We start from the raw sequence: 25,441 nt of genomic DNA, 5'->3' as shown, positions 1-25,441 counted from the left end.
ATTTAAAATATATCAGCGATTATTGGAATATATCGACCACAACTCAAAATATATCAGCGATTATTGAAATATATCGACTTACCGACAAAAACTGACAACGATAGCAACTTAATAATAAACAGAGGGTGTGCCAAAATTTTGGCACACCCTCTGTTTCATAACGATTAATGAATATCACGTTTCTTGAAATTACCGCCTTTTACTTCTGCTACGTCATAAACTGTAATAAAGGCGTGTGGATCGATTTCATTAATAAGTTCTTTCATTTTACTTTCTTCTAAACGGTTAATTACACATGAAATTTCTTTAAACTTCTCTCTTGAATAACCACCGTATACTTCGTTATATGTTGCACTTCGGCCTAAACGATCGCGAATTGTTTCTACCATTAATTCAGGCTCTTTTGTAATAATTTTAAATGCTTTTGAACCACTTAAACCAACTTCAACGATATGAATCACTTTCGAAGCGATAAAGTAAGCAATTGCCGAAAGGATAGCTCCTTGAAGACCGAATACCGTTGATACGAAAATAAATACGAACATGTTTAAGAATAAAATAAGGTCACTCGTTCCAAATGGTAACTTACGAGAAAGCAATACAGCAAGCATATCGATTCCATCTAATGCCCCACCGTTACGTAATGCTAGTCCCATACCAAAACCGATGATAATACCACCAACAACTGTAACTAATAATGTATCGCCTTCAATAATAGCTGGTATTCCGTGCATGACAACGGTACCTACTGCTAATGAAGCAATTCCGATAATAGAATAAATCGCAAAGCTTTTACCGATTTGCTTATACCCTAACCAAACGAAAGGAATGTTAATAACTGCGATTAGAGCTCCTAATGGCAATCCAAATAATCTTGAACTAACGATACTTAAACCAGTCACACCACCGTCCGATACGTTATTTGGAATTAATACTGCTTCTAATCCGTACGCTGTGATAAATGCCCCAATAATAATCATCAAAGCTTTTGAAGCAATTTTTAGCTTATTGGGCTTGTTTTTGATAATTTTCTCCATATAATTTCCTCGTTTCAAACTAGTTTCTTATTTGTTACGTCATTCACACCTAAATTTTATTTTAACATTTAATTTGAAAAAATTCTCCTTTAATGGGTGTATGCAGGGAATATTATCACCATATTATCTTTAAAATATTTTTGAAATCAGTATAAGAAATCCCATCCTTTCAAAGGATGGGATGCTATTAAGAAAATATAAAACTAAGTATTGATACGAATAAAGCGAAACCTAAAATAGTTCCACATATTTTCATATGGCGCTTACGTCCCATTACGACAATCGCAACATATTCGCGAATCATTGCGTTAGGCCAGTAATAAAATGCAGTTTTTGACCCGATTCCTTGGCTATTAAGACCAGCTTGTCTAGCGTATATGCCAGCGCGGAAAAGGTGGAAATTATTTGTGGTAAAAATACTTTTATATTTACCTTCAGGTTTTAAAGAATCCATAATTTCTTTAGAGAACAACATATTTTGATATGTGTTTACAGAGCGATTTTCTTGCACTGTATGTTCAAGAGGAATTCCTTTTTCAACAGCATAATTTTGCATTGCTTCTGCCTCTGGAAGACCTTCATCTGGACCTTGACCACCAGAGAAAATAATTATTGGTGGTGTATTTACAGCTGCTTGTTTCCAATAGAAGTCGATAGCTTTATTAATGCGGCTTGCAAGTAATGGTGGTACTTTATCATTAATTAAGCCGCTACCAAGAACGATAATGAAATCTTGATTACGTCTTGGTCTGTTGAATTGGTATAAAAAATATGCGCTTAAGAAGTTAGATAAGTGTATAAAGAAATAGAAGCTTATAAGAGAAATAGCTGCAAAAATAGGCTCTAAATGCGATGAGACCAAACTTGCTGGGTTTATGATAGGGAGTAACATAAAGAATAACATCCCTAAAGCAGCAAGGAGTGTTAAACAGTTAGTGAACCGTCTTCCTTCTCGCTTCATTAAAATTCTAGCATTAAGAAATAGCCCAAACATTAAAGCAACAATACCGAAAGGAAGCATAATAAGAAGTGCTAAAATAGGTAAAATTATAATATAGCGTAGGACATCACTACTTGAATTTACAGATATAATCACACAAAAAAGAAGGAAAAAACAGACAAAGGAATTAAATAAAAAGCCGTTTATTATTTTTCGCGGATCTTTTAAATATGAGATAAGAAAAATAATAAATAATATAAGAGGAATAATTCCGAAATACATCATAAATATAGTACACCTCAATTTGTATAAGAATTTGACATACCTTTTATATTACATGATTTTATAAGTGAAAATGAAAGAAAAAGGATTTTGAATTTTCTCAATAAAATATATGGATACATATGTTACAATATATTCAAAGCGATATATTAAAAGTAAAATGGTTGAAAAGGCACTCAATAGAGTGCTTTTTCTTTTTGTATGCAATTGTGCATATTATATTTTTTTTCAAATGAAGAGGATTACAATATAAGTTATAGACAGACTTTATAAAGCAGAATTTAATACAAACATTTCCCTCTACTTTTTGTATCTAACAATCGTATAACAATAAATAATTCTGTTTTATAGTGTCTGTTTTTGAAAGGTGTCTTTTTTTAAAGGCACCTTTTTTTATTAGTATAGACAGTTTTCACTGTTAGCATAGTGTAAACTATCTATACTAAACATTAGCAATCTTCCGTATAAATATTATCAATTTACTATATATTCCAGTGGTGTTAACCTACATATGAAAGGCTTTCTTTTTCAAAATATTACCCCTAATAAAATTTTGAAGAAGTCAACTGTCTCCAAACTTGTCTTTATGCTTAAAGAAAAAGCACTCAAATTGAGTGCTTTTTCTTATTGAAACATGCTATTTTTCTAGGCGATTTTCATAAAATAAAAGTAAAGAAATGAAAGTGGGTGACAAAATGCCGGCAGTTGTGGAAGGTGTTATTATTGAAAACTGCAATGGAACAATTAATGTAGGTGACAAATATAACGTACAGCCGATTGAAAAGACGAAGGCTTATAATGGATCGGGATCATCAAATACAGGAATGAAAGTACAAACGTTTAGCGGGATTAGTACAGCTGATGTATGGGATAATGATGCGAATGATCAGGGGATACAGTTTACTTTATAGTACAGTATGTAAAATTGCATAAAATGATGAACTTGTCCTGTGCTACAATCTAGCTGTGAGCTGTTAATGATTCTTCTGTAGTATAGTTGTTAGATTAGAAATATAACATCTTATCGAAAATCATACGTACAAAAAAAGACACTTCAAACGAAGTGTCTTTTGTATTTTAGTGATATCCTTTAGCAGAGTCTTTATGAATTTTATTTTTAAAAATACTGTAGCTCCAAAGCTGATATCCAATAACGATTGGTACCATGACCATTGCAACGAAGAACATAATTTTTAAGTTTAATTGACTACCAGCTGCGTTGTATAACGTTGTACTGTATGCATCGTTAATACGAGATGGTAACATTCTTGGGAACATACCTGCAAAGCCAGTTGTCATAAACATTGCGATTGTTAGGCAAATGAATGTGAATGCAAGGCCAATTTTATGTTTGTACACCATAATAAGTGCGAGTACACTCATTAGCATTGCAAGTACTGGAAGAATGAATAGTACCGGATATTCCGTAAAGTTTTGGAATAAGTTTGTCCGATTAGCAGTTGCTACATAGAAGATAGCTAAAATGATAGCAGTTGCCATTGAAAACGGTCTTGCGATTTTATAAGCACGATCAGATACTTCACCAGTCGTTTTAATCATGACCCAAAGGGCACCGGATACGACAAATATAGCAGTGAAGAAAAGACCACCTAATATACCGTAATGGTTTAGTAAGCTAAGTAAATTTCCTTCATAGCCATTTTTTCCGATTTGTAGTCCGTAATACAAGTTAGCGAATGTAACACCGAATAAGAAGGCGATTAGGAAACTGCCAATTGCAAATGCCCATTTACAAGTTTTTTGCCAAATTGGTGAATCATCTTTATGCATGAATTCCAGTCCAGCGGCACGAGCAAATAGTGCAAGTAATACTAAGAATAACGGTGTATATAAATAACTAAACATATTAGCATATGTGACTGGGAAGGCAGCAAATGTTGCGCCACCAGCTGTAATTAACCATACTTCATTACCGCCCCAGAACGGGCCAATTGCTTCTTGTAATTGATTTCGTTCTTGTCGGTCTTTCGTAACGAAAGGAAAAATCATTCCGTTACCAAGTGCATACCCGTCAAGAATGAAGTAAACTGTCCAAATCACGCCCCATAAACCGAACCAGATGATTGCAAGCATATCATGAGACATGAGCCACACCTCCCTCAGTAGCAGGTTTTTCTAATGCGGCAGGTCCTTTTTTCGCGAACTTTAGCATTAAGTATACGTCTGCAATTAAAAGTAAAGTGTAGAATAAAATTAAACTAATTAATGAGAACCAAATTTGCGGGACAGATATAGGTGATACAGATTCTGCTGTACGCATTAGTTTATATACTGTCCATGGTTGACGACCTACTTCAGCGACAATCCATCCTGCGTTAATTGCGATATAAGGAAGTAAGACAGACCATATTGTAATTTTTAAATAACGTTTTGAGTTTTCTAGTTTTCCTTTTCGGTTTAAATAGAAGCCATACCAAGTTAATGCCATAAAGAACATACCGAGTGCAACCATTAAGCGGAAGCTATAATACACAAGGTTAACATTTGGACGTTCATCTTTCGGAATATCTTTTAAACCAACAATTTCGCCATCAAATGAATTTGTGTAGAAGAAGCTTCCGAGTTTTGGAATCGTAAGGAATTCAAAGTTCTTCTCATTTTTTACATCAGGAATTTGAACAATTGAGAAGCCTTGTCCTTTTCCAGTTTCCCAAACTGCTTCCATCGCAGCTCCTTTTGCGGGTTGATATTTAGCTGCTGATACACCAGATTGATGTCCCATAAACGGTGTAATTGTTGCGGCGAATAAGCCTAACATTAAACCAAACTTAAATGATTTTTTGAAGAATTCTACTTCATTTTTACGTAATAAGTGATAGGCACTAATTGCCATAACGAAGAAAGCACCTACGATATAACAACCAACTACAGTATGGAAGAACATATTCCAAGCGTATGGATTCGTAACGAGTGCCCAGAAATCATTTAATTCAGCGCGGCCGTTACGTACTACGTAGCCAACAGGGTTTTGCATAAAGCCGTTTGCTGTAATAATCCAAAGTGCGGAAATGTTTGTTCCAAGTGCAACCATCCACATGCAGAAGGCACGGAACTTTGGTGAAATTTTGTCTTTACCGAATAACCATATTCCCATGAAAGTAGATTCTAAGAAGAAGGCAACAAGTGCTTCGATTGCGAGAGGTGATCCGAAAATGTCTCCCATATATTTGGAGTACTCAGACCAGTTTGTTCCAAATTGAAATTCCATCGTAATCCCGGTTATAATCCCCATTACGAAGTTAATTGTAAATAATTTACCCCAGAAATTTGCCATTTTACGGTATGTTGGATTCAATGTGCGGGCGTATTGAGTTTCCATACATGCTACTAAAATGACAAGTCCGATTGTCAAAGGTACAAATAAAAAGTGATAAAAAATAGTAATTGCAAATTGAAAACGACTCAGTAACAGAACGTCGGACATAATAAATATTCACTCCTTTTTTACATTATCTACAATCAGTTTATAGTGAAAATACGTTTAAAGTATGTGAAACTTGTTACAAAGCTGTGTGTATATTTTGAAAGAATTATGTCGATTATCTGAAAATATCTTATTTTTACTATAAAGCGATATCCTTTTTGAGTTTTTCATATTTTGGTACACTATTTATGTAGTGTAAATGAGAGAAAAGAGGGTCCTTTACTATGAAGTCATTAGAAGAGATTTTGCAGTACAATGAGAAATTTGTTGAAGAGAAAAAATATGAAGAGTTTGTAGCGGGGAAATTTCCAAACAAAAAGATGGTAATTATTTCTTGTATGGATACACGACTTGTTGAACTATTACCGAAAGCGATGAATATGCGTAACGGTGATGTGAAAATTATTAAAGTAGCAGGCGCTGTTATTTCACATCCATTTGGAAGTATTATGCGTAGTATTTTAGTCGCTGTATACGAACTTGGTGCTGATGAAGTATGTGTAGTTGGTCACCATGATTGTGGTATGGCAAAAATTCAAGCAAGGAGTACGATTGAGAAAATGAAAGAACGCGGTATAACAGAAGAGAAATTAGATATGCTTCGTTATTCTGGAATCGATTTAGAACAATTCTTGCGCGGTTTCTCTAGTGTGGAAGAAAGTGTAGAACATAGCGTATCGGTACTTCGCAACCACCCATTACTTCCGGAAGAAGTACCTGTTCACGGTCTTGTTATAGATCCTGATACAGGAAAATTAGATTTAGTTGTGAATGGTTACGACAATTAAGAATTTACTTTGTCATCCTTTTTATCTGGGACAGGATCAAATCCTCCCGGGTGGAAAGGGTGACATTTTAATATACGCTTACAAGTAAGCCAAAAGCCTTTGAGTGCACCATGTTTTTGAAACGCCTCTAATCCATAATGAGAACAAGTTGGATAAAAGCGGCATGTTGGTGGTGTCATCGGAGAAATGAACTTTTGATAAAAGCGTATAATCCCAATAAAAATCTGTTTCATAACGGTCTCCTTTTCAGCATACTCTTAAAGTATTATAGCACGACTGTACATAATACTTTACTAATGTGCATTTCCGTTATATCATATTGGATATAACGGAATTAAATTAAAAGCGGGAGAGATGTTGTATGCCATCAGTAGAAAGCTTTGAATTAGATCATACGATTGTAAAGGCACCTTATGTAAGACATTGCGGAGTTCACAATGTAGGTAGTGACGGTATTGTAAATAAATTTGATATTCGTTTCTGTCAACCGAATAAACAAGCAATGAAACCAGATGTTATTCATACGTTAGAGCATTTATTAGCATTTAATTTACGTAAATATATTGATCGTTATCCGCATTTTGATATTATCGATATTTCACCGATGGGCTGCCAAACAGGATATTATCTTGTAGTGAGCGGAACGCCGACAGTTCGAGAAATCATTGATTTATTAGAACTAACATTAAAAGATGCGGTTCAAATTACAGAAATTCCGGCTGCAAATGAAACGCAATGTGGTCAAGCGAAGCTTCACGACTTAGAAGGAGCACAACGCTTAATGAACTTCTGGTTAAGCCAAGATAAAGATGAACTTGAGAAAGTTTTTGGATAAAAAGAAAAACTGCCTGTGAAAGGGCAGTTTTTTTATTGTGCTAAGAGCGGCCATACTCTTCTTTTTTATGAAAATATATTAGATACTCCAACATATAAAACAAAGGCAGAACAGAGAAAATAAATAAATGCTTTCGTTTTTTGCTGCTGCTTTATTTCATCGATTCCAAAAAGGATACACATAATACTTAAAAGGATGAACACGTAAGGTAAAAGAATAGTGAAGTTTGCAAAGAAGCTAAATAGGGCGAGAGAAAGAGCGATAGTGGCGATTATAATTCGAATGTTTTTTAACATGGAATCCCCCTTAGTAGAAAGACATAGTTACTGAGAGAAAATAATTATAAATGCTAAATTGGTCAAAATTTCATTCTACATGTAGTGAAAGTAGTTCGATATTAAGAAGAAGAATATAAGACCAGAAACGAAAAAATACGGGATACTCATTGATTTTCGTCCGGATTTTAATTCATTAATTCCTAGAAGAATAAAGGAACAACTGAGAATAAATTGTAAGTATGGAAGAAGTGAAAAATTATCGGTAACATGGACATAAGTGCTTAAAGTGAGTAAGAGAAGCATGAGAAATGCTAAAAAAATCCGTAATATAGTTAGAGTTAGCATTGTATGGCCTCCTTTAGACCATTTACTAGAATATTTCTGTGAAACCAATAAATAAAGCAGCGGCTCCTGCTAGTAGAGCGAGCAGACTACCTCCTGTTTGTCGTTTTAATATTTCCTCTAAACTTATGGTGAGGGCCATACCTCCTAAAAAGATGAACATATAAGGCATTATTTCTCTACTACCAGTAAAAAATCCATAGGTTGCTATACATAAGGCAATAAGTGATAAAGTAATCCGGACTCCTTTTAGCATAAAAGACCTCCTCTATTTTATGTAGGTAATAATGAGAACAATCCAAATGAAGGCACCAGCAATAATACAAATAAGTCCAGTTGCTAATTCCTTTTTCTTTATTTGTTCAAATGCGATGAGAAACATTAAAACCCCTAATAGAAATTATGAAAGAGGTACAAATTTATTTTGACCTGTATATAATCCAATTGCCGACATAACGATCACAGTGAGGGCGATTGTGATGCGGAGTATACGAAGCATATTATGAATCCTCCTTATTCTTTTTTGTATAAGGATTATCTTCTAGTTTATCGACGGAATGTTTATAAGCATAGCCTTTATTAATTGTCATGATGGAGAGTACGAGGATGATTAGGACGATGATAATACCGATAATTAATATTTTGAACATAAAACCCCTCCTTTTCTTTATTTTACATAATTTTGTAATTGATGAAAACAATAGAAATTAAAAGGATGAAAGAAGGGTATTACATGGATACGAAAAAAACATATTATATATCAATAGGAAACGGTCAAATTTCACAAGTGAAGACGGCGGATACTTATAATTTTGAGATTTCCGCAAATGATGAAGAAATTACGGAATTAAGAGAGCACTTCGATCAAGCATATGTAGAAGATTTAGGGTCATTTGTACGCTCCCACGTTCCATTTGTTGAGTATCATCACGATTCAAATAATGACCGATATGATGAACAACTACAAAAAGCATATAAAATGATTTATGATTTAGGAAATCATGAGACGAAAGAATTAGTCGCGCAAATGGGAATAATCAATGGATTGTAATTGGATAATATTATGCAGAAAAGCGAGAATATGCTACAATTTGTGGTAGGAAAAACTTGTAACCATCAATAGGGGAGTAATGGCATGTACAAATTTAAAGATTATTACCACAACACTGTACAATTATCGTTTGAACGTTATCCATTTTCTCCTGAGCCAAAGCATGTTTGGGTTGTATGCCGGTACGGGGATCAATGGTTATTAACGCATCATTTACGTCGCGGTCTTGAATTTCCAGGTGGTAAAGTAGAACTAGGGGAAACACCGGAAGAAGCGGCAGTTCGAGAGGTTCATGAAGAAACCGGCGGCATAGTTTCTGATTTAACTTACTTAGGACAATACAAAGTATCTGGAAAAGACAAAATAATCATTAAAAACATTTATTTTGCAACAATTAGTGCGGTAGAAGAACATACGCATTACGAAGAAACGAAAGGGTCTGTTTTATTAAAAGACATTCCTGACAACATTAAAACGAATAGAAAATTTAGCTTTATAATGCGCGATGACGTATTAGCGCGTACGATGAAACATATAGAAGAAATCGGCTGTTTTACGAAGTAAAGTAGCCGGTTTCTTTTTTTGTATGTAAGAATAAATGTAAATATATCTTTATATTATTTTGGGTATATTATACAATTTTGTAAAGATATATTTACATTTTAGGAGGGGAAAGATGGATAAAAGAAACGACTGTTACTGTTTCGATGGTTAAATTAAACTTTTCTTTATTTTTTATAATAATTGCTTTGTCGTTTGGAATTGGTTATTTGCATATATTTCTTTCAGGTGGGGGCGGATTAAAGTTTCACTTTATCTCCACCTCTAAAAACGAAAGCACCTCCAACAAATCATCTACGATACGTGAATGCTTAAAATTCCCCCAAAACGAATCTTTTTTCCAAACACCAAGAATCCCTACTTGTTCAGAACCAAGCACATCGTTTTCTGGATGATCTCCAACATAAAGACATTCTTCTGCCTTCACATCTAGTCTTTGCAAAGCACGTTCGAAAATTTCAGGATGAGGTTTTTTAATTCCTTCAGCTTCCGAAACGAGAATGGCGTTTGTATACGTATGTATATGTAGTGCTCGAAGGTTGCTCATCTGAAATTCAGTAAAACCATTTGTAATAATACCAATTTTAATGTTTCGCTGTTTTAACTGTTGAAGTAGTTCATGCGTGTTTTTGAAAGGAATACAATGATGTTGGAAGTTTGTAATATAGTCGTGTAGTAGTTGCTCTTGCGTTAAAGTAGTAATGTTGTATTCGGAAAGGAGAGTAGCATATACTTTATCCTTCCACGTATAGCCATTATTATCGAGTTCAAGAAATCGAGAACAATACTCTGATTTCTCTATGCTCTTCAAATGTGAGGCGAAGCGATTATATTGCTCACAAATAAATTGTTCTAAAGATTGGCGCCGATCTAATAGTGTTCCATCTAAGTCGAATAAGATTGCACGAATCATGGGAAGCCTCCTTGCAGTTTTTATAATTAATTATCGCATATTCGCAAAAAAATGATTATGATATTTTGTAGAATGGAATAATGGGGGATTGTATGAAGAAACTGTATGGCAAGTTAGTATGTTGTATTATAGCAAGCAGTTTAGTTGCAGGATGCGAGAGTGCTATCGAGGTTACGAAAGAAAAAGAAATTTGTAAAACAGAAGAAGAGTGCACGCAAATAGGAGATAAAACATTACAAAAAGTATATAAAAAGATAGAGGGACTTTCAGAACTTGAAAAAGTAGAGGATTATGACATAGAAGAGTATGAAAGTATGAATATGAAAGAGGCGGAACAGAAAAAAGAAGAGGATGACAATTACTTCTTTTTAGCTTCTTATTATATCGATGATGATGAAATTGTAGATCCTTATTTTGAGAAATTGGATCGTAAGAGATTGAATAAAGTTTTTGCAGATGACGAAGTAGCAAAAGATGATTTGTTAAGCCAGCGACAAGATAGAGAGTATCATGAAACGTTATGGGACATGTATCGCACTCTCATTCCAGTGAAATATCGTGAGAATATAACAGGGTTTGATCTAATAACGGATGGTTATGACGGCGTTGTTGCCCATGTCATGCCAAGTATGGATGACCCGAGAGATTGGTTGCTTAGTTTAGACGTGCTCGATTCTGGGGTGAATATAGATGAAGTGATGAAAACATTAATTCATGAAACGGCTCACGTATTAACGATTGGGCATAAACAAGTACCAGTGGATAGGAAATATTTAGAGGCGTTTGATGAAGAGAAAGACATTTCATCATATCGAAATAAATGTAACACGGTGTTCTTGAAAAATGGATGTGCGAGAAAAACTTCGTATATTAACCAATTTTATAATGAATTTTGGAAACCAATTGAGCAAGAGTGGACAGAAAAGAAAGTAGAAGAAAGTGAAGAGGCACAAATTGAATTTTATAAAGAAAAGCATGATGATTTTGTATCGCTGTATGGAACAACAAATGTAACGGAGGATATCGCAGATACATTTACAGCGTTCATTTTACAAGATTCAAAAAAGGTGAAAGAAGGAACAGAGTTAAAATATAAAAAAATTGCTTTCTTCTATCAGTTCCCTGAGCTTGTAAAAATGAGAGCGGAAGTGCTGTCGGGATTATATGATGTTTCAAAAACGATAGAACAACAAAGTGGAGACTAATGTGAGTTATGCTTTCGATATAGTTTCGTTAAAGAAAAGCGTGAAGAATTTTTAATTCTTTGCGTTTTTTTATGTTGATAAAATTGAAAATTCTGTATTTTTATTAAAAAGAAGAAGGAACTTGCGGTATAAAATAGAATTAGTATAAAAATGTCACAATTTAGACACAATTATAATGCGCGTGTTGTAGGGACTATAAGTTTACTCTCGAGGAGGTAATGAAACGTATGAAAACGATTCTTGCTGTTGCTGGTCTCATTTGGGTAATGTCTCACGGTTTTCCGATTTTTGAAGGGGAGCAAATTCGTAGTGCTTTGAATGAAAAGTTTAATGATTATCATGTGATAGATCGAAAAGATAATGTCGTTACAGTACGTGTGAAAGACTGTTTCCATACAGTTACGGTTGCGGATGGAAACATTACAAATGAAACGAAAATGTGTGATAAAAGGTAAAAGAAAGAAGCTGACTATAGCGCACTGTTTTGAGTCAGCTTCTTTTTCTTTTTCCAATTAGAATTTTTTCAAATGCCTCAACAAATACATACATAAGAGTTGCAAGAACACATGTGAGTAGTACGCTAAGTAAGACGAGTGTGAAGTTAAAGACTTGGAATCCGTAGCTAATTAAGTAGCCAAGTCCTTGTTTGGAAACGAGAAGTTCTCCGAAAATAACACCGACCCAGGATAAACCAACATTTACTTTTAACGTTGAGATAATTGCTGGAAAGGATGCAGGGAGAACGACTTGCTTATAACATTGCCATTTATTTGCGCCAAATGTGTCCATCACTTTTATATAGTTAGAATCGACTTCTTGAAATGCACTGTAAATAACGAGAATGGTAATGATGATGGAAATGATTACTCCCATTGCGATAGAAGATGAAATGTTTGGACCGAAAATAACGATGATGATTGGACCGAGTGCAACTTTTGGCATTGCATTTAGAACGACGAGGTAAGGATCAAGTATGCGGGCTAGAAGTGGCATCCACCAAAGAAACGTGGCAATAATAGCACCGAGTACCGTTCCGAGAATGAAGCCTACTCCTGTTTCCAGCAATGTCGTCCATATGTGGGCCCAAAGTGAACCGTCGATCCATTTCGTTAAGAAGAGGTCCCAAATACTCGAAGGAGAACTAAAGAGTAAAGGATCGATCCATTCTTTTTTGCTAGCTATTTCCCATAGTGCAAAGAAAAGAATAAGTAGTAAAAGCTGTAATGAGCGAGCAATCCAAGCACGCCTGCGTTCTTTCTTTCGAAATTGTTCATGTAGTTGTTTTATATTATCCAAGTCGTTCCAGCTCCTTCCATATATCTTGAAAGAGGGCTGGGAAATCGTAGTGATGGCGTGCTTCTAACGGTGATAAAGAACGGATACTTTCCGGGACGATAAAGGTTTTTGCGATTTTTCCAGGATTCGCTTGAAGTAAATAAATACGATCACTCATCGCAATCGCCTCTTCAATATCGTGAGTAACAAGTAGTGATGTTTTCTTATATTTATTTAGTAAGTTGAAAACGAGTTCTTCTAGTTTTAATTTCGTTTGATAATCGAGTGCGGAGAATGGTTCATCTAGTAATAAAATTTTCGGATCAGTTGCTAACGTTCGAACGAGAGCAGCACGTTGACGCATACCGCCGGATAGTTCACTAGGATATTGTCCTTCTATCCCATGTAGACCGACTTGTTTTAAAAGATTTAAAGTATGTTCTTTCATCTGTTCATCATAAATCTTTCGAATATGAAGTCCAAGCATAATATTTTCTTCAATCGTTTTCCACGGGAATAAGTAATCTTGCTGCAACATATATCCCATAGATGAAGTTTTCGTTGTAATTGGTTCACCATCTAAAAAGACGATACCATCAATTGGATCAAGTAGTCCAGCAATGATTGAGAGGAGCGTTGTTTTACCGCAACCACTTGGGCCGAGTATAGAAATAAATTCGCCTTCTTCCACTTGTAAGCTCATATCTTCAAGAACAAGTTTGGCATTCTCTTTTGCGAAAAAACAGTGAGAAACGTTACGTATTTGTAAAAAACTCATACACTTCGCCTCTATTTCTTAATAACGCTTTCGGCAATTTTTGTATTGACGAGCGCTTCATGTGGGACTTCTTTTTGTAATTCACCAGCGTCTTTCATAATCGTTTGGAGCTGTTTCCATTCTTCCGCATCTAGTAGTGGATTTGTCGCATAAGAATGTTGTTTTTTATACCGTTCAATTACTTTTACTGTAATGTCTTTCGAAGTGTCTTTAAATAGCGGAGAAACAGCAGCAGCAATCTCTTCTGGACTATGTGTATCAACCCATTGCTGTGCTTTATAGAGCGCACGTGTGAACTTTTCAGCAGCAGCTTTATCTTTCTTTAAGAAACTTTCTTTTGCCATGAACGTTGTATAAGGAACAGTACCAGATTCATTTCCGAATGAAGCGACGATATAACCTTTACCTTCTTTTTCGAATATGCTTGCAGTCGGTTCAAAGAGCTGCACAAACTCTCCTGTACCAGATGCAAAGGCATTTGCAATATTAGCAAATTCGATATTTTGAATTAAGTTTGTATCTTTCCGAGGATCGATGCCATTTTTCTTTAAAACGTATTCCCCAACCATTTGCGGCATGCCGCCTTTACGCTGTCCTAAAAATGTAACACCTTTTACGTCATTCCAATTAAAAGAGTCTAGTTTTTTACGTGAAACTAAAAATGTCCCATCTGTTTGTGTAAGCTGTGCAAAGTTAATGACAGGATCTTTCGCTCCTTGTTGATGAACGTAAATAGACGTTTCAGAACCGACGAGAGCAATATCAATTCCGCCAGATAATAGGGCGGTCATCGTTTTATCGCCACCAGCTGTTGTTTGTAGGTCAATATTTAGTCCTTCATCTTTAAAAAATCCTTTTTCAATCCCGACATATAATGGGGCATAGAAGAGAGAATGGGTAACTTCGCCGACGCGAATGTTTTGAGTTTGTTCTTTCGTACTTTCTTTTTTACTACTACAAGCAGCAAAAGTAAAAACAGCTAGTAACATGATGCAAAAAATCGCGATTAATTTTTTCACTATATAACACCTCCTAGAAGTCACTCTACAAGCATGATATGTAGGTAAGTGCCCATATGTGAGTGTAGATAGCAGGAATTTTTTGGGTGGTAAAGAAGTACAAATATAAGGGGTGATAAAATGGAGTACGAATACGATGATAGCGTACATTTACATCTTGATTATTTCGGGACAGAATGTGATATGGAATCGATTGCTTATAAGAGGAAGAATGAAGACGTATGGGATGTGTATTTTAATTTTGGAGTATACGGTATTCAGAAAGACGATGTAGAGTTAGGTAGGTTTATGGACGAATATGCCGGTTATTACGTTTTTTCTGTACATGCTCGCGATCTTAGTTGGGAATTTGGAAGTGCCCAGTTTGAAGAGTGGGTTTTGAAAAATCGGATAGTAGAAAAAACGCTACAAAAATAGGAGGAATTTTGTGATTGGATTTCTCATCTTATTATTTATTTTTGTGGCCGGATTTTTTATTATGCAAATGCTTATTTACCGATTTACAAAGAAAAACATCTATAAATATACAAAAATAAAATGGTTTCATATGTGGCTACATATGAATATGAAAAAAGGACCGAGATTAGATTTTTTTGATTTTGTAGTTATAGTGCTCGTATGTATCGTATGGAAAATATGGCTGCTTCCTTTTATATAATACACATACTAATCATTTTCTCTTTTCGTTATAGTAATAGTTGTAAAAAACTTGCATTTATACGTAAAACAGTGAGTGGTGTTGTGAAAGATATTTTGACAAATACAGACACACATACATACGGAATTAAAGTGTGATTACAGAATGGACAAATTGGCCGTGTGTAAAGTGTGGGGGAATAAGAAAGAGGTCGTCCAACGGTGGACGACCTCTTTCTTATTATGCTTGATTAGTGCGGAAGAATGGAAGCTTCTGCACAATGTGAATTAATCCGTATGCAAGAATTAAGCACATAAGAGGATTAATGAAAAATCCATAGCGATTAATTGCTAAGAATAAGTTTGAGAAGATAATGTAAATAATTGAACTTGCTACTAGCATCATAACGCGTTTATGTTTAAATGAATTTAGCATGAAGCAGAAGCTGCTCAAGAATGTACCGATGATAAACACTCTATGACATAGTTGCATAAAGTTGTGAATACGATATTGGTCTACAGCAGGAGCTGTTTTGAATAATTCAATTGTTTTACCGACAGTGAACCAAGAGAACCAATAAGTGAAGTCCGTCTTAAATCCGTTCTTAATTAATTCTTTTGCGTATGCACCTTTGTCATCTAAGCCTTTAGCTCTCATTTCATTTACTATATTTTCATATCCAATTTTATTAAATGGATCTGCACCGGCAATTAGTGGATCTGCACCTTGGGTTGAGAATAAAATAAATTGGTTGAGTGCTAAGTAGTTACGAACAACCCATGCGCCAATAATAAAGAAAGGTCCGATAAACCATAACAATCCGATTCGAATGGATTCTTTAAATCCATATGTAAATAACACAACAAGAACAGGAATAAGCATCATTGGAGCTGGATTTGGACGGAACATAAGTAAAATTGAAACGACAATTCCAAACCATATATGGAATTTCACTTTATTGTATTTCCATGCGAGAACAAATACATATACACATAACGCCAATAAGAATATGGATGGAACTTCTGTTAGCAATGTACGGAAGTATGTATAGTTACTTGGATAAATAGCATATAAAATACTTGCAACAATTCCATAAATGTTTTTTTCGAACAATTCTTTTCCTATTAAGAATACTAATAGCACTGTGCAAAGGTTCATGATCATGTTAATAACAGTTGCTACGTAATAGTAAGGAATTGATGTAATATCAGAAATAATCATAGCGCCAGCTAATAGTAATGGCTGACCTGGTGTAATATATGCATTTTTCCCTGGAACTTCACTAGGTTCTAAATACACATAACCAAATACACCATGTTTTAATAGTTGTTCAGCTGTTAACGAATAGTTAAAGGCATCATTTGCACCATATGTTACTTTGACTAACTCTCCATCTAATCCTGGCTGTTTTACTAAACAAAAAACGTGCAACAGGAAAGAAAGCGCCAAAATTGCATATACCGCTTTAGGCAAACTCTTAAACTTAGTAAGCAAAAATGAGCAACTCCTTTTTTATTAATTCTTTCGTATTTTTATGTGAAATCTTTAATAGTATTAAGGATTTCCAAAACATAGTTATTATATCATAAAGTGGAATGCTGAAATTAAGTTTTTCAAGAATGAGTAATTTGTATACCACAATTTAACTGTTGATTAAGGGAATATTAAGACAATACATTTATAGTAGAAGCAAGTATGCAGACGAAATATGTAATATATGTTATTTTAATAGAAATAGTTCTTTCGATGCGGGGGAAATTAAGACATAGAAACGAGGGAATGAATTGAAGTATGGTTCTACACTTTTTCATCTTCCAAAAAGAAATATATTAATTTCTAGCATTATAAGTAGTATGGTGACTTTATTAGTAATAACTATGCTGTTTATGATTTTAAAGGTTTTTAATTTAGACATGATGAAAGATCATTTAAATCAAAAGCTTGTTTTAAGTGTTATGATGATTTTCATATGGGGCATAACGTTTTATATTACGCATTTCAATAAAAAAGAGATGTCTATACTTAGAGCATCCCTGCGAGTGCATTTTATATTACTTTTATTAGCTCATACAGTAGCGTTATTTTATATTGTCATGCAAGTTAATATGAGTTTCATAGAGGCAATGAATTGGATTTACTTTTATAATATGCAGTTTATATTAAGTTTTGTAGTAATTTATGCAATATATATTCTTGTATATAATTTAATAGGTAAGGTTTTTCTAAGTATGGTTTTAACGAGCTGTACGTTAGTCATTTTATGTATTGTGAATTATTTGAAGCTTATTTTCAGAGGTGATCCATTATATCCTTCTGATTTCACACAAATTACGCATATGCAATCTGTTATACCGATGGTGATGGACTATTTTAGTTGGAGTTATATTTTTGTCATTATCGTAAGTATCGTAGCTTGTATTGTAGCAGGGATATATATGAGAAGGTATATTCAAAATGTAAAGATTCATCTAGGAATAAGAGCCTTATTAGTAGTAGGATCTATTTTTGTTCTATATGCGTACGGTAATTTTGCGAATACATTTATGAATAAAGTATTTCAAAAATCAGGTGTAGATTTTGTTTTGTGGAATCAAAATGAGAACTACGCTTCAAATGGTTTTGTACTTGGGTTTATTAGCAATTTAGATACAACAGTTATGGAAAAACCAAAAAATTATTCTAAAGAAAATATGCTTCAAATAGCAAACGATATAAAAAAACAATATAGTGGAAATATAGGGAATCAAAAGAAAAAAGAGAAACCGAATATTATTTTTGTAATGAGTGAATCGTTTTGGGATCCGACGAAAGTAACCAACCTTTCTTTTAGTGAAGATCCTGTACCAAATTTGCATCATTATATAGAAAACTTTCCTGGGGGACAAACTATTTCTCCTACATTTGGGGGAAATACAGCGAACGTTGAATTTGAGGCATTAACAAGTTATTCAATGAGTTTGTTAAAGCCAGGTTCTATACCATATCAGCAGGTTATTACAAATAAGAAAGAAGTTCCATCAATCCCTACGGCGTTGAAAAAAGAAGGTTATTATACAAGTGCAATTCATTCATTTGGTCGCACATTCTTTAAACGTGACGATGTATATAAGGTGTTAGGATTTGATAAGTTTAATGCAGAGGACACGATGGAAAATGTAGATATTGATGGAGATTATATTAGTGATTTAGCGATGAGTAAAGAGATAATTGCTGAGTTAGAGGAACAAAAACAGCCAACATTTATTCATGCAGTTACGATGCAAAATCATTTTCCATTTACAGAAGGCCGATTTGGTGAAAACCTAATAGAAATTAGCGGTCTAGAAAATGAAGAATCAAAAGGAGAATTAGAGACGTATACAGAAGGATTAAGACGTTCAGATGAGGCACTTCAATATTTAATAGAGCAACTAGATAATTTAGATAGACCTACATTATTAGTATTCTTTGGAGATCATCTTCCATCATTAGGAACAAATAAATCTTTTTATAAAGAAAACGGGTATATAACGAATGAAAAAACACCGAGTGAACGTTTAGCGATGGCGCAAACGCCGCTATTAATGTATGCAAACTTTGATATGCCAAATGATAATATAGGTTTAGTAAGCCCAATTCATTTTTCTAATCTTATTTTTGATTATGCAGGATTAAATAAATCCTTATTTTATCAATTTTTATCGGAACTTTACAAGGAAATACCAGTGCTTAGAGATGAATTAAAAGTTGATAAAAATGGAGAAGTAATCAATGATTTAACAAAGAAACAAAACGAAATGTTAGAGCAATATAAAATGCTTCAATATGATTTACTCGTTGGAAATCAATATAGTAAAGATATCCTCTTTAAATAAAAGAAACAAAAAGAACTTGTATAACGATACAAGTTCTTTTTTCATAGTATTTAACGGGGTAACCAGACAAGCTGGGTTTAGGGAGTATTACTTGTACATTTAGTATATATGAAAATGTAATCGTTTTATTCGTGTATTTGTGAGAAATGTGTGAATTTTATGTTTTATAAAAACGATTATGTTAACTTTCATTCTTATATTGCAGTTGTTATGTTTGTAAAAATTTTATCAGTTCTTTATTTAATTCATCCGCTTGATCGATTGGTGAACCATGACCACTATTTGTAAGAGCATGTAACTGAGAATTTTTAATTCGTTGTTGTGTAAGTTCAGCACTTTTGTAAGGAATTAGTTGGTCGTGAACGCCGTGGAAGATTTTTGTTGGGACGTTAATTTCATTTAAATCTTTCGTTACATCTTCATTTGCAGCTGCTTGTAAAATTTTGATAAGGGCATAAGAAGCGGACTGCATACCGAGATAAGAAAACCATTCAAGGGTTGCAGCCCCTAAGTTTCTATTGAAAAAGGATAAAGATACGTCATTTAAAAATTTTGGTAAATTAGCATACATTTGATTAATGAGAGCATCTGCTTGTTCTTTCGGTACACCGTAAGGGGACTCTTGATTTTTAACGAAAGAGGGGGAGACAGCGTCAATTAATGCGAGCTTAGAAATGCGGCGCCCATTATAGCGAGACATATAGCGAATAGAAAGAGCACCACCAACTGAGAAACCGACTAATGTAGCGTTCTCTACTTGAAGTGCTTCCAGAACAATTGCGATATCATCGGCTAATCGATCATACGTGTAACCAGTCCATGGCTTATCAGATTGCCCATTCCCTCGTATATCCATGGCAATACAGCGAAAGCCATGCTCTGGTAAAACATTGAGTTGATATTGATACATTTGATGATTTAAAGGCCATCCGTGAACGAAGAAAACAGTCTTACTACCTGGACCAGGATTAACGTCTTGCACAAAAATATGCACATCTTTCTCGACAGTAACAAACATAAATGTCCCCCTATTCTATGAATATGTTCTATCCCAAAAGCGTTGTTTTGTTATAGCTTTAATAAATTCATTTGCTAGTCGCGTAGGGTCTTATTCTATTAAAAAACCAGGTTTTCCTTCGATATTTAAAGATTGAATAATAGAAGAGCAGTTTTGGAAGGAGCCAATCGGCTTAAAGCGATTATATGATTCTACGAAAAATGAACTTGCTTTGTTAAGAGAATGATCCTCCATCTTTCCGCCGATAAGAAGTAATCCATCATAAAGGAGTGGTGAGCCTGTTAAGAAAGTATCATTTCCCTGCACTATGCCTAATCGTTCGGAAACGATCACTGGCAGTTAAAGAGTTTTCATCTCTTTTCCTTCATTTTCACGCATGAAAGATTGGAGTTGTTCGGTCTTTTTATTTTTTTGCCATCCATAAAAAACACCTCCCATAATATACGTATTATTGTTTACATTTTTTATGCTTGTATATAGCATGAAGGTATTGCATCGTTGGGATGATTTTCCTCAAATGTTCGATTTATCTTTGTTTGTCTATGAAAATCATTTATTATAATAAATGGTATTCTTTGAGATGTTATTTTGAAGGGGTGTTGAAGTGAAAGAAAGTTTTCTATCATATAAAGAAGAAGAAAGGAATGCAAAAATCCTTTTATGGGTGTTATATGTCATTGTTATTGTATATCAAATTTTCTATGCAATCGTATTAGAAGATAAATCAATAATGGATAAGGGATACAACATAATATGGCAAGTTATTTGCGGAGTAGCAATACTATGCGTGAATATATATTTACTGAAAAAAGAGAAGGCAAACCTTGTTAAATATGCATGGATATTTGCATACATAGGGATAGAAATCGCTAATATAGTTTCGTATATTTTTTATAATAAGGCGGCGTTTGATGCGACAAATATAATAGAAATTATTCTCATTTTCTTTGTACCCATATTTTTAAATAAAAAATTTTATGTGTTTTTGCTTTCCTCTATTTTAGGAAAATATTTAATTTATTTATTTGTATTAGAGGAAATAAAAGCATTTATGTTCCTTATTATGTGTACGCTTATGTTAATAGCTGCATATATCATTTTAAATCGATTTTTACAATATCTTTCAGCTGTAAAGGAAAGTATTGCGATTGCTAGTGAATCACAAAAATTAGCAGTAATCGGAAAAATGGCAGCGACTGTTGGACATGAAATTAAAAATCCACTGGCTTCATTAAAAGGATTTACGCAATTACAACGAGAGAAGCATGAAGAGGATCCTATTTATAAACGTATGATTTTTGAAATAGAAAATATGAATAATATGATAAGTGAGTTGATGGAAGTTGCTACATGCAAACCTTCTATTTATAAGAAACATGATGTAGGAAAAATTGTATTACAAGTAATAACAAGTCTTCGCGGAAAAATGAATGAATTAAACGTGCAGTTTATTTCTAATGTGGAAGAAAAAACAATAGAAGTTGAATGTGATGAACGAAAAATAAGAGGAGTCTTTTTATATACGATAAAAAATGCTTTAGAGGCAATGGAACAAGGTGGCATATTACATTTACAATTAGAGAATAAAGGGAAAGAATATGTAATAATCAGCGTAATCGATAATGGTCATGGTATTAAGCAAGAAAACTTAACCCGTGTTACAGAAGCCTTTTATACAACGAAACAAGATAAAACTGGTCTGGGACTTACGGTAGCGAATCGAATTGTCGCCGAGCACCTTGGTGAGCTGCATATTTCAAGTGAAAGAGATACTGGAACGAGAATAGACATCATTCTCCCAAGGAAGTGTGGAAATACTGAAATCCAAGTGGAAGAAAAGCTAGGAGTTACCATATGAATAAAGGCTATATATTTAAAAATGAAGAAATAAAGGCATTGAAAGTATTTTTAAGTTTATTTTTTATTATATTTTTTGTGTATGATCTTGCCTATGAATTTATCGTACCTTTAATCGCGGGAGAGCAAGAAGGCGTAGGAAAGTTTGAAGATGGTTTAGGTTTATGGCTTTACCTTTTGACGGTAGTATTGTTTTGCATTGGAATATACTTTATGAAATGGAAGAATGTTTTTGTGGTAAAGTATATTATTCTAATTGGCTATAATGTATTAGATTGTATCCATAACATTATGATTTATTATGGTAGCGATGCGGAATTTGACGGTGGAAATATAGTAGAAGTATTTTTTATTTTGTTCGCACCAATCTTTGTGAACAAAAGATATTTCTGGTTAGTTCCAGCGATACTTGTCGGGAAGTACGCTCTTACAGGAATCATTATTCAATCTTCTCTCGTTTTAATCCCAATGGCATTATATAGTGTATTTACTATTATATGTTGGATTATATTTTTGAGGGTTCAGTCTTACGTTCGTACGCTTGAGATGATGGACAAAGAAATAAAACAGACAGAAAAACTAGCAGCTGTTGGAAAAATGGCAACGGTTATTGGTTATAAGATTAGAAGACCTTTAGCAAACTTAAAAAAACTTGTGAATAAACAGGCAGACAAGCATCCAGAGGATAAAATTTATAGTGATATTATGAAACAAGAAGTAGATCGGATTCATATAATTGCTACAGAACTTAGTGGATTTGAGAAATCTAAATCACTAGAATCAGAAACTCATAACATACAAGAAATTATCTCTTATGTTATTCGAGTTATGGAAAAGCCTGCTTTAAAACAAGGAGTCCACATACAAGGTATTTACAGTAAAGACTTACCGTCCATTACATGTGATGAAAAACGATTAAAACAGGTCTTTTTTAATTTAATCAAAAATGCAATTGAAGCAATGTCAGTTGGGGGAACAATTACGATTAAAGTTACTGTAAAAGATGGAATCATCGTTCAAGTGAAAGATGAGGGATGTGGTATTCCGAAAGATAAAATTCCAAAGTTAAATGAAGCCTTTTATACAACGAAAGAAACAGGAACTGGTCTAGGTTTAGTAGTTACAGAAAAAATTATTAAAGACCACAATGGTAAAATGAGTTTTGAAAGTGAAGTTGGGGTTGGAACAACGGTTGAGGTTATGTTACCACTGCATTAAATAGAAAAAACATCACTTATTTGGAAGTAATGTTTTTGTGTTCTTCTTAGGTAGACGTTCTAAAAAAGAGGACTATAACGAAAAATAATATATTGATAGTGTAAAAAGAAAATAATGGATGTTTTACTATGAAAAATATATAATGGCTTTGTCTGTTATTTGTTGTAGTTCATTTATATTTCTATTTGTTGACCCGAATCTCGGGTCTTTTTTTATGAAATGAATTGTTATATGTCAGTGATTAGAAAAATAGAATATATATTCATGCTGTAATACTGGTAGCACCAGTAAACTCGGTGCTACCAGTAGGTTCGTTTTCCGGCACAACGAAAGCATTTACGTTGGTACAGGTGGTGCTTTCACATTTCTCTATTTTTCTGTGGGCGATTGTATTGTGTATATAAATTTAAAAAATGATAGCGTTAGAGCCACCATTTCTCCTGCGGAAGCAAAATAACATCCACATCAAAATTTTCTTTAAACCAATCATACATCAATGTCTCTTTCACTAAATATTCAGAGGCAGAGTGTGACACACCAATTAGAGACATATTCGTTTCTTTTACATAATCCATAATGAGCGAGTATTTATGTCGGCCGTAATCATTGTCGATATGGCAATGGATTTCTCCTGTAATATATGCTTCAGCACCTTTTTCTTCTGCTTCCTTCATTAAAGATACAACATCGCCACACCCAGCGATAATTGCGATTTTTTTAATGGAATCATGTCGTTTACCTTCGAAGTCTGTGTAAGGAATCTGGAAGAGTTGTTTTAGATGTTTTTGGAGTGCTTCTGTTGATGTTTCATCTATTTCACAAATAAGGCCAATTGGTTCTTGTTCTGGACCTCCATATGCAAAGTCGTCCACTACAGTAGCGTTTAATGCTTTTGCAATTGAAATACTCGTTCCATGCGTTTGATGAAAATCCATTGGTACGTGACATGTATATATAGAAAGTTGTTTTTCTTTTATTCCTTGCAAATATTTTTCAGGAATTGGTATGAAACCGCGACCTGATCTTCCAAGCGGATCACCACACTCCATTACAAGGGGATGGTGCATAAAGAGTAAATCACCAGATGTGGATTGTGAAATGAATGTTTCAAGAACGTCATCTGTAGGGAATACAGCTAAAAATACTTTGTTTACATTTTCAGATCCGTGCATCATAAGGCCGTTAAATAAATCTACAAAATTTGCGTCGAAAAATTGTTGCCAAGGAAATTTGATAGGATCATATACGGCTGGGATAAATCGACTAAAGGCACTATCTTTTCCGTATTTTTCAATTTGGAATAAGTGATTGAGTGATTGCTCTATTTTTTTTAAGGCTGGCATGTTTGATAATCCTCCTTAAGATGATTCTTGCTTTATGAGTTGTTTGTATTCTTCGTAGTAAAATAAGAAGCGGATAGGTAACAAATAAAACCTAGAATCCAGCCGATAGAATGAGAATAGGGAAGTACATGCTGTAACAGTATTCCGCTAGAAATGAAGAAACTACCCAATAGACCCTAATAACATAGGATATCGTTGTAGTTTGAACACGGATAGTAAACCTCCTTTCTTCTGCATGAACTATTCATAAAAGCTCGATTGCTGAAACTTTATCACATACATTGTATATTAGTCTTAATTTTCTGTATATAACTTTTAAGAAAAATGGTGATACAATATATGAATGATAAGAGAAGAGAGGATGAAGATTAACGTATGTACGTTACTGTAACAGAAGCAGCATATAAAAAGATTATGGATACGATTCCAAGTGAAGCGAAATATATAAAGTTATTTTACGATAATGAAGGTTGCGGTTGTGTTATGAGCGGAATTATCGATTTAGTAGCTGTAGCAGAGAAAGATGAGCGCGATGTGGATATTGAATCAAGCACAATGAACTTTATCGCTGATCGTACAAAGCTTGTATTTATGGATGATAAGTTAACTGTTGATTGGCATGAAGGTGGAGGAACTTTTCAGTTAAAGAGCCCAAGCCAGTTTTATAATCCAAATATGAAGTTACACGTTCGAATATAGTAAAGGAAAGGTGATTCCAAAATGTATTTTGGAATCACCTTTTTTATTTTATAAGTCGCTATTATT

General features: G+C 34.0%; 28 protein-coding genes and 4 pseudogenes. 15 read left to right on the top strand and 17 right to left on the bottom strand.

All coding sequences use genetic code 11. From position 1 onward, the window contains the following. Positions 1 to 164 precede the first annotated feature (164 nt). Both EBQ15_RS04625 and EBQ15_RS04620 read right to left on the bottom strand, forming a co-directional pair. Positions 165 to 1,037 carry a YitT family protein gene (locus EBQ15_RS04625; protein WP_000411244.1) on the bottom strand — a complete coding sequence of 291 codons (873 nt, stop codon included), beginning with the start codon at positions 1,035 to 1,037 and terminating at the stop codon, positions 165 to 167. Between the two features lie 187 nt (positions 1,038 to 1,224). Beyond that, positions 1,225 to 2,262, bottom strand: a complete 1,038-nt coding sequence (locus EBQ15_RS04620) for a YdcF family protein (RefSeq protein ID WP_000990099.1) — start codon at positions 2,260 to 2,262, stop codon at positions 1,225 to 1,227. 674 nt (positions 2,263 to 2,936) lie between these two features. On the opposite strand from EBQ15_RS04620, the gene EBQ15_RS04615 reads away from it, so the two are divergent. After that, a complete protein-coding gene (locus tag EBQ15_RS04615; protein ID WP_002001299.1) occupies positions 2,937 to 3,170 on the top strand; it encodes a spore germination protein in 234 nt (77 codons plus the stop codon). 166 nt (positions 3,171 to 3,336) lie between these two features. Here the strand turns inward: EBQ15_RS04615 and cydB are convergent, their stop codons facing one another. Together cydB and cydA are read right to left on the bottom strand one after the other, a co-directional pair. Then, positions 3,337 to 4,365, bottom strand: a complete 1,029-nt coding sequence (gene cydB, locus EBQ15_RS04610) for a cytochrome d ubiquinol oxidase subunit II (RefSeq protein WP_000017665.1) — start codon at positions 4,363 to 4,365, stop codon at positions 3,337 to 3,339. Beyond that, a complete protein-coding gene (cydA, locus tag EBQ15_RS04605) occupies positions 4,355 to 5,704 on the bottom strand; it encodes a cytochrome ubiquinol oxidase subunit I (protein WP_001286189.1) in 1,350 nt (449 codons plus the stop codon). The genes cydB and cydA overlap by 11 nt, the downstream gene beginning before the upstream one ends. A gap of 224 nt (positions 5,705 to 5,928) precedes the next feature. Between cydA and EBQ15_RS04600 the strand changes: the two genes are divergently transcribed. Beyond that, entirely contained in the window at positions 5,929 to 6,492 is a 564-nt protein-coding gene (locus EBQ15_RS04600; RefSeq protein ID WP_000838158.1) for a beta-class carbonic anhydrase, read from the top strand. On the opposite strand, the gene yidD is transcribed toward EBQ15_RS04600, so the two are convergent. Then, the gene (gene yidD / locus EBQ15_RS04595; RefSeq protein WP_000809334.1) at positions 6,489 to 6,725 is read right to left on the bottom strand and encodes a membrane protein insertion efficiency factor YidD; all 237 of its coding nucleotides are present in this window, start codon (positions 6,723 to 6,725) and stop codon (positions 6,489 to 6,491) included. The two genes, EBQ15_RS04600 and yidD, sit on opposite strands and share 4 nt — an antisense overlap. Positions 6,726 to 6,853: 128 nt before the next feature. On the opposite strand from yidD, the gene luxS reads away from it, so the two are divergent. Continuing rightward, positions 6,854 to 7,327 (top strand): S-ribosylhomocysteine lyase LuxS, encoded by a 474-nt coding sequence (luxS, locus tag EBQ15_RS04590; RefSeq protein ID WP_001141371.1) that lies wholly within the window; start codon positions 6,854 to 6,856, stop codon positions 7,325 to 7,327. 65 nt (positions 7,328 to 7,392) lie between these two features. On the opposite strand, the gene EBQ15_RS04585 is transcribed toward luxS, so the two are convergent. The 4 genes and pseudogenes from EBQ15_RS04585 to ytzI form a co-directional block, all read right to left on the bottom strand. Continuing rightward, entirely contained in the window at positions 7,393 to 7,623 is a 231-nt protein-coding gene (locus EBQ15_RS04585; protein ID WP_000916676.1) for a YczI family protein, read from the bottom strand. Positions 7,624 to 7,975: 352 nt separating this feature from the next. Beyond that, positions 7,976 to 8,203 carry a DUF3953 domain-containing protein gene (locus tag EBQ15_RS04575; RefSeq protein WP_000912057.1) on the bottom strand — a complete coding sequence of 76 codons (228 nt, stop codon included), beginning with the start codon at positions 8,201 to 8,203 and terminating at the stop codon, positions 7,976 to 7,978. Between the two features lie 12 nt (positions 8,204 to 8,215). After that, positions 8,216 to 8,446: pseudogene (locus EBQ15_RS04570) on the bottom strand (DUF3953 domain-containing protein). A 1-nt stretch (position 8,447) separates the two neighbouring features. Beyond that, positions 8,448 to 8,597, bottom strand: coding sequence for a YtzI protein (gene ytzI / locus EBQ15_RS04565; RefSeq protein WP_000472790.1), 150 nt, complete (start codon positions 8,595 to 8,597; stop codon positions 8,448 to 8,450). 83 nt (positions 8,598 to 8,680) lie between these two features. Here ytzI and EBQ15_RS04560 point away from each other — a divergent pair, with 83 nt between their 5' ends. The 3 genes and pseudogenes from EBQ15_RS04560 to EBQ15_RS04550 all read left to right on the top strand — a co-directional run. Next, entirely contained in the window at positions 8,681 to 8,998 is a 318-nt protein-coding gene (locus EBQ15_RS04560) for a hypothetical protein (protein WP_000379942.1), read from the top strand. An 84-nt stretch (positions 8,999 to 9,082) separates the two neighbouring features. Further along, a complete protein-coding gene (gene mutTA / locus EBQ15_RS04555; protein WP_000276385.1) occupies positions 9,083 to 9,562 on the top strand; it encodes an antimutator 8-oxo-(dGTP/GTP)ase in 480 nt (159 codons plus the stop codon). Positions 9,563 to 9,705: 143 nt separating this feature from the next. Then, positions 9,706 to 9,792: pseudogene (locus EBQ15_RS04550) on the top strand (DUF3267 domain-containing protein); the annotation flags it as partial. A gap of 14 nt (positions 9,793 to 9,806) precedes the next feature. Here EBQ15_RS04550 and EBQ15_RS04545 read toward each other — a convergent pair. Then, positions 9,807 to 10,472 carry an HAD family hydrolase gene (locus EBQ15_RS04545; RefSeq protein ID WP_000617248.1) on the bottom strand — a complete coding sequence of 222 codons (666 nt, stop codon included), beginning with the start codon at positions 10,470 to 10,472 and terminating at the stop codon, positions 9,807 to 9,809. Between the two features lie 92 nt (positions 10,473 to 10,564). Here EBQ15_RS04545 and EBQ15_RS04540 point away from each other — a divergent pair, with 92 nt between their 5' ends. Together EBQ15_RS04540 and EBQ15_RS04535 are read left to right on the top strand one after the other, a co-directional pair. Further along, complete coding sequence (locus EBQ15_RS04540; protein WP_000737827.1) at positions 10,565 to 11,677, top strand: hypothetical protein; 1,113 nt, start codon at positions 10,565 to 10,567, stop codon at positions 11,675 to 11,677. A gap of 227 nt (positions 11,678 to 11,904) precedes the next feature. After that, complete coding sequence (locus tag EBQ15_RS04535) at positions 11,905 to 12,132, top strand: hypothetical protein (protein WP_000849112.1); 228 nt, start codon at positions 11,905 to 11,907, stop codon at positions 12,130 to 12,132. A gap of 34 nt (positions 12,133 to 12,166) precedes the next feature. Here the strand turns inward: EBQ15_RS04535 and EBQ15_RS04530 are convergent, their stop codons facing one another. From EBQ15_RS04530 to EBQ15_RS04520, 3 genes are read right to left on the bottom strand one after another with little or no spacing between them, the layout of a single operon-like run. Next, the gene (locus tag EBQ15_RS04530) at positions 12,167 to 12,973 is read right to left on the bottom strand and encodes an ABC transporter permease (protein WP_000368768.1); all 807 of its coding nucleotides are present in this window, start codon (positions 12,971 to 12,973) and stop codon (positions 12,167 to 12,169) included. Beyond that, the gene (locus tag EBQ15_RS04525; RefSeq protein ID WP_000009060.1) at positions 12,966 to 13,730 is read right to left on the bottom strand and encodes an ABC transporter ATP-binding protein; all 765 of its coding nucleotides are present in this window, start codon (positions 13,728 to 13,730) and stop codon (positions 12,966 to 12,968) included. The genes EBQ15_RS04530 and EBQ15_RS04525 overlap by 8 nt, the downstream gene beginning before the upstream one ends. Before the next feature lie 11 nt (positions 13,731 to 13,741). Beyond that, positions 13,742 to 14,749, bottom strand: coding sequence for an ABC transporter substrate-binding protein (locus tag EBQ15_RS04520; RefSeq protein WP_000733149.1), 1,008 nt, complete (start codon positions 14,747 to 14,749; stop codon positions 13,742 to 13,744). Between the two features lie 120 nt (positions 14,750 to 14,869). Between EBQ15_RS04520 and EBQ15_RS04515 the strand changes: the two genes are divergently transcribed. The 3 genes and pseudogenes from EBQ15_RS04515 to EBQ15_RS31495 all read left to right on the top strand — a co-directional run. Then, entirely contained in the window at positions 14,870 to 15,166 is a 297-nt protein-coding gene (locus EBQ15_RS04515) for a DUF3986 family protein (protein ID WP_000455580.1), read from the top strand. A gap of 10 nt (positions 15,167 to 15,176) precedes the next feature. Then, positions 15,177 to 15,407 carry a hypothetical protein gene (locus tag EBQ15_RS04510; protein ID WP_000578984.1) on the top strand — a complete coding sequence of 77 codons (231 nt, stop codon included), beginning with the start codon at positions 15,177 to 15,179 and terminating at the stop codon, positions 15,405 to 15,407. Between the two features lie 65 nt (positions 15,408 to 15,472). After that, positions 15,473 to 15,544: pseudogene (locus EBQ15_RS31495) on the top strand (DUF2196 domain-containing protein); the annotation flags it as partial. Between the two features lie 82 nt (positions 15,545 to 15,626). Here the strand turns inward: EBQ15_RS31495 and EBQ15_RS04500 are convergent. After that, positions 15,627 to 16,880 (bottom strand): glycosyltransferase family 39 protein, encoded by a 1,254-nt coding sequence (locus tag EBQ15_RS04500; RefSeq protein WP_000956220.1) that lies wholly within the window; start codon positions 16,878 to 16,880, stop codon positions 15,627 to 15,629. Positions 16,881 to 17,170: 290 nt separating this feature from the next. Here EBQ15_RS04500 and EBQ15_RS04495 point away from each other — a divergent pair, with 290 nt between their 5' ends. Beyond that, positions 17,171 to 19,240: an LTA synthase family protein gene (locus tag EBQ15_RS04495; protein WP_000873630.1), complete on the top strand. Its 2,070-nt coding sequence runs from the start codon at positions 17,171 to 17,173 to the stop codon at positions 19,238 to 19,240. 208 nt (positions 19,241 to 19,448) lie between these two features. Here the strand turns inward: EBQ15_RS04495 and EBQ15_RS04490 are convergent, their stop codons facing one another. Beyond that, positions 19,449 to 20,258 (bottom strand): alpha/beta fold hydrolase, encoded by an 810-nt coding sequence (locus EBQ15_RS04490; RefSeq protein ID WP_000498277.1) that lies wholly within the window; start codon positions 20,256 to 20,258, stop codon positions 19,449 to 19,451. Between the two features lie 15 nt (positions 20,259 to 20,273). After that, a pseudogene (locus tag EBQ15_RS04485) lies at positions 20,274 to 20,594 on the bottom strand (type 1 glutamine amidotransferase family protein); the annotation flags it as partial. Positions 20,595 to 20,862: 268 nt separating this feature from the next. Here EBQ15_RS04485 and EBQ15_RS04475 point away from each other — a divergent pair. Together EBQ15_RS04475 and EBQ15_RS04470 are read left to right on the top strand one after the other, a co-directional pair. Then, positions 20,863 to 22,116: an ATP-binding protein gene (locus EBQ15_RS04475; protein WP_000664887.1), complete on the top strand. Its 1,254-nt coding sequence runs from the start codon at positions 20,863 to 20,865 to the stop codon at positions 22,114 to 22,116. Next, positions 22,113 to 23,333, top strand: coding sequence for an ATP-binding protein (locus EBQ15_RS04470; RefSeq protein ID WP_001032638.1), 1,221 nt, complete (start codon positions 22,113 to 22,115; stop codon positions 23,331 to 23,333). Before EBQ15_RS04475 ends, EBQ15_RS04470 begins: the two co-directional genes overlap by 4 nt. 422 nt (positions 23,334 to 23,755) lie before the next feature. Here the strand turns inward: EBQ15_RS04470 and EBQ15_RS04465 are convergent, their stop codons facing one another. Beyond that, positions 23,756 to 24,676 (bottom strand): Nif3-like dinuclear metal center hexameric protein, encoded by a 921-nt coding sequence (locus EBQ15_RS04465; RefSeq protein WP_001111131.1) that lies wholly within the window; start codon positions 24,674 to 24,676, stop codon positions 23,756 to 23,758. Positions 24,677 to 25,051: 375 nt separating this feature from the next. Here EBQ15_RS04465 and EBQ15_RS04460 point away from each other — a divergent pair, with 375 nt between their 5' ends. Further along, on the top strand, positions 25,052 to 25,375 hold the full coding sequence (locus tag EBQ15_RS04460) for an iron-sulfur cluster biosynthesis family protein (RefSeq protein ID WP_000289569.1): 324 nt from the start codon (positions 25,052 to 25,054) through the stop codon (positions 25,373 to 25,375). Positions 25,376 to 25,441 lie beyond the last annotated feature (66 nt).

Origin of the sequence: Bacillus sp. 2D03, from assembly GCF_003946765.1 — a bacterium.
Taxonomy (GTDB): domain Bacteria; phylum Bacillota; class Bacilli; order Bacillales; family Bacillaceae_G; genus Bacillus_A; species Bacillus_A cereus.
Note: the sequence above shows the minus strand (reverse complement) of the source record. Positions and strands in the feature narration are given on the sequence as shown.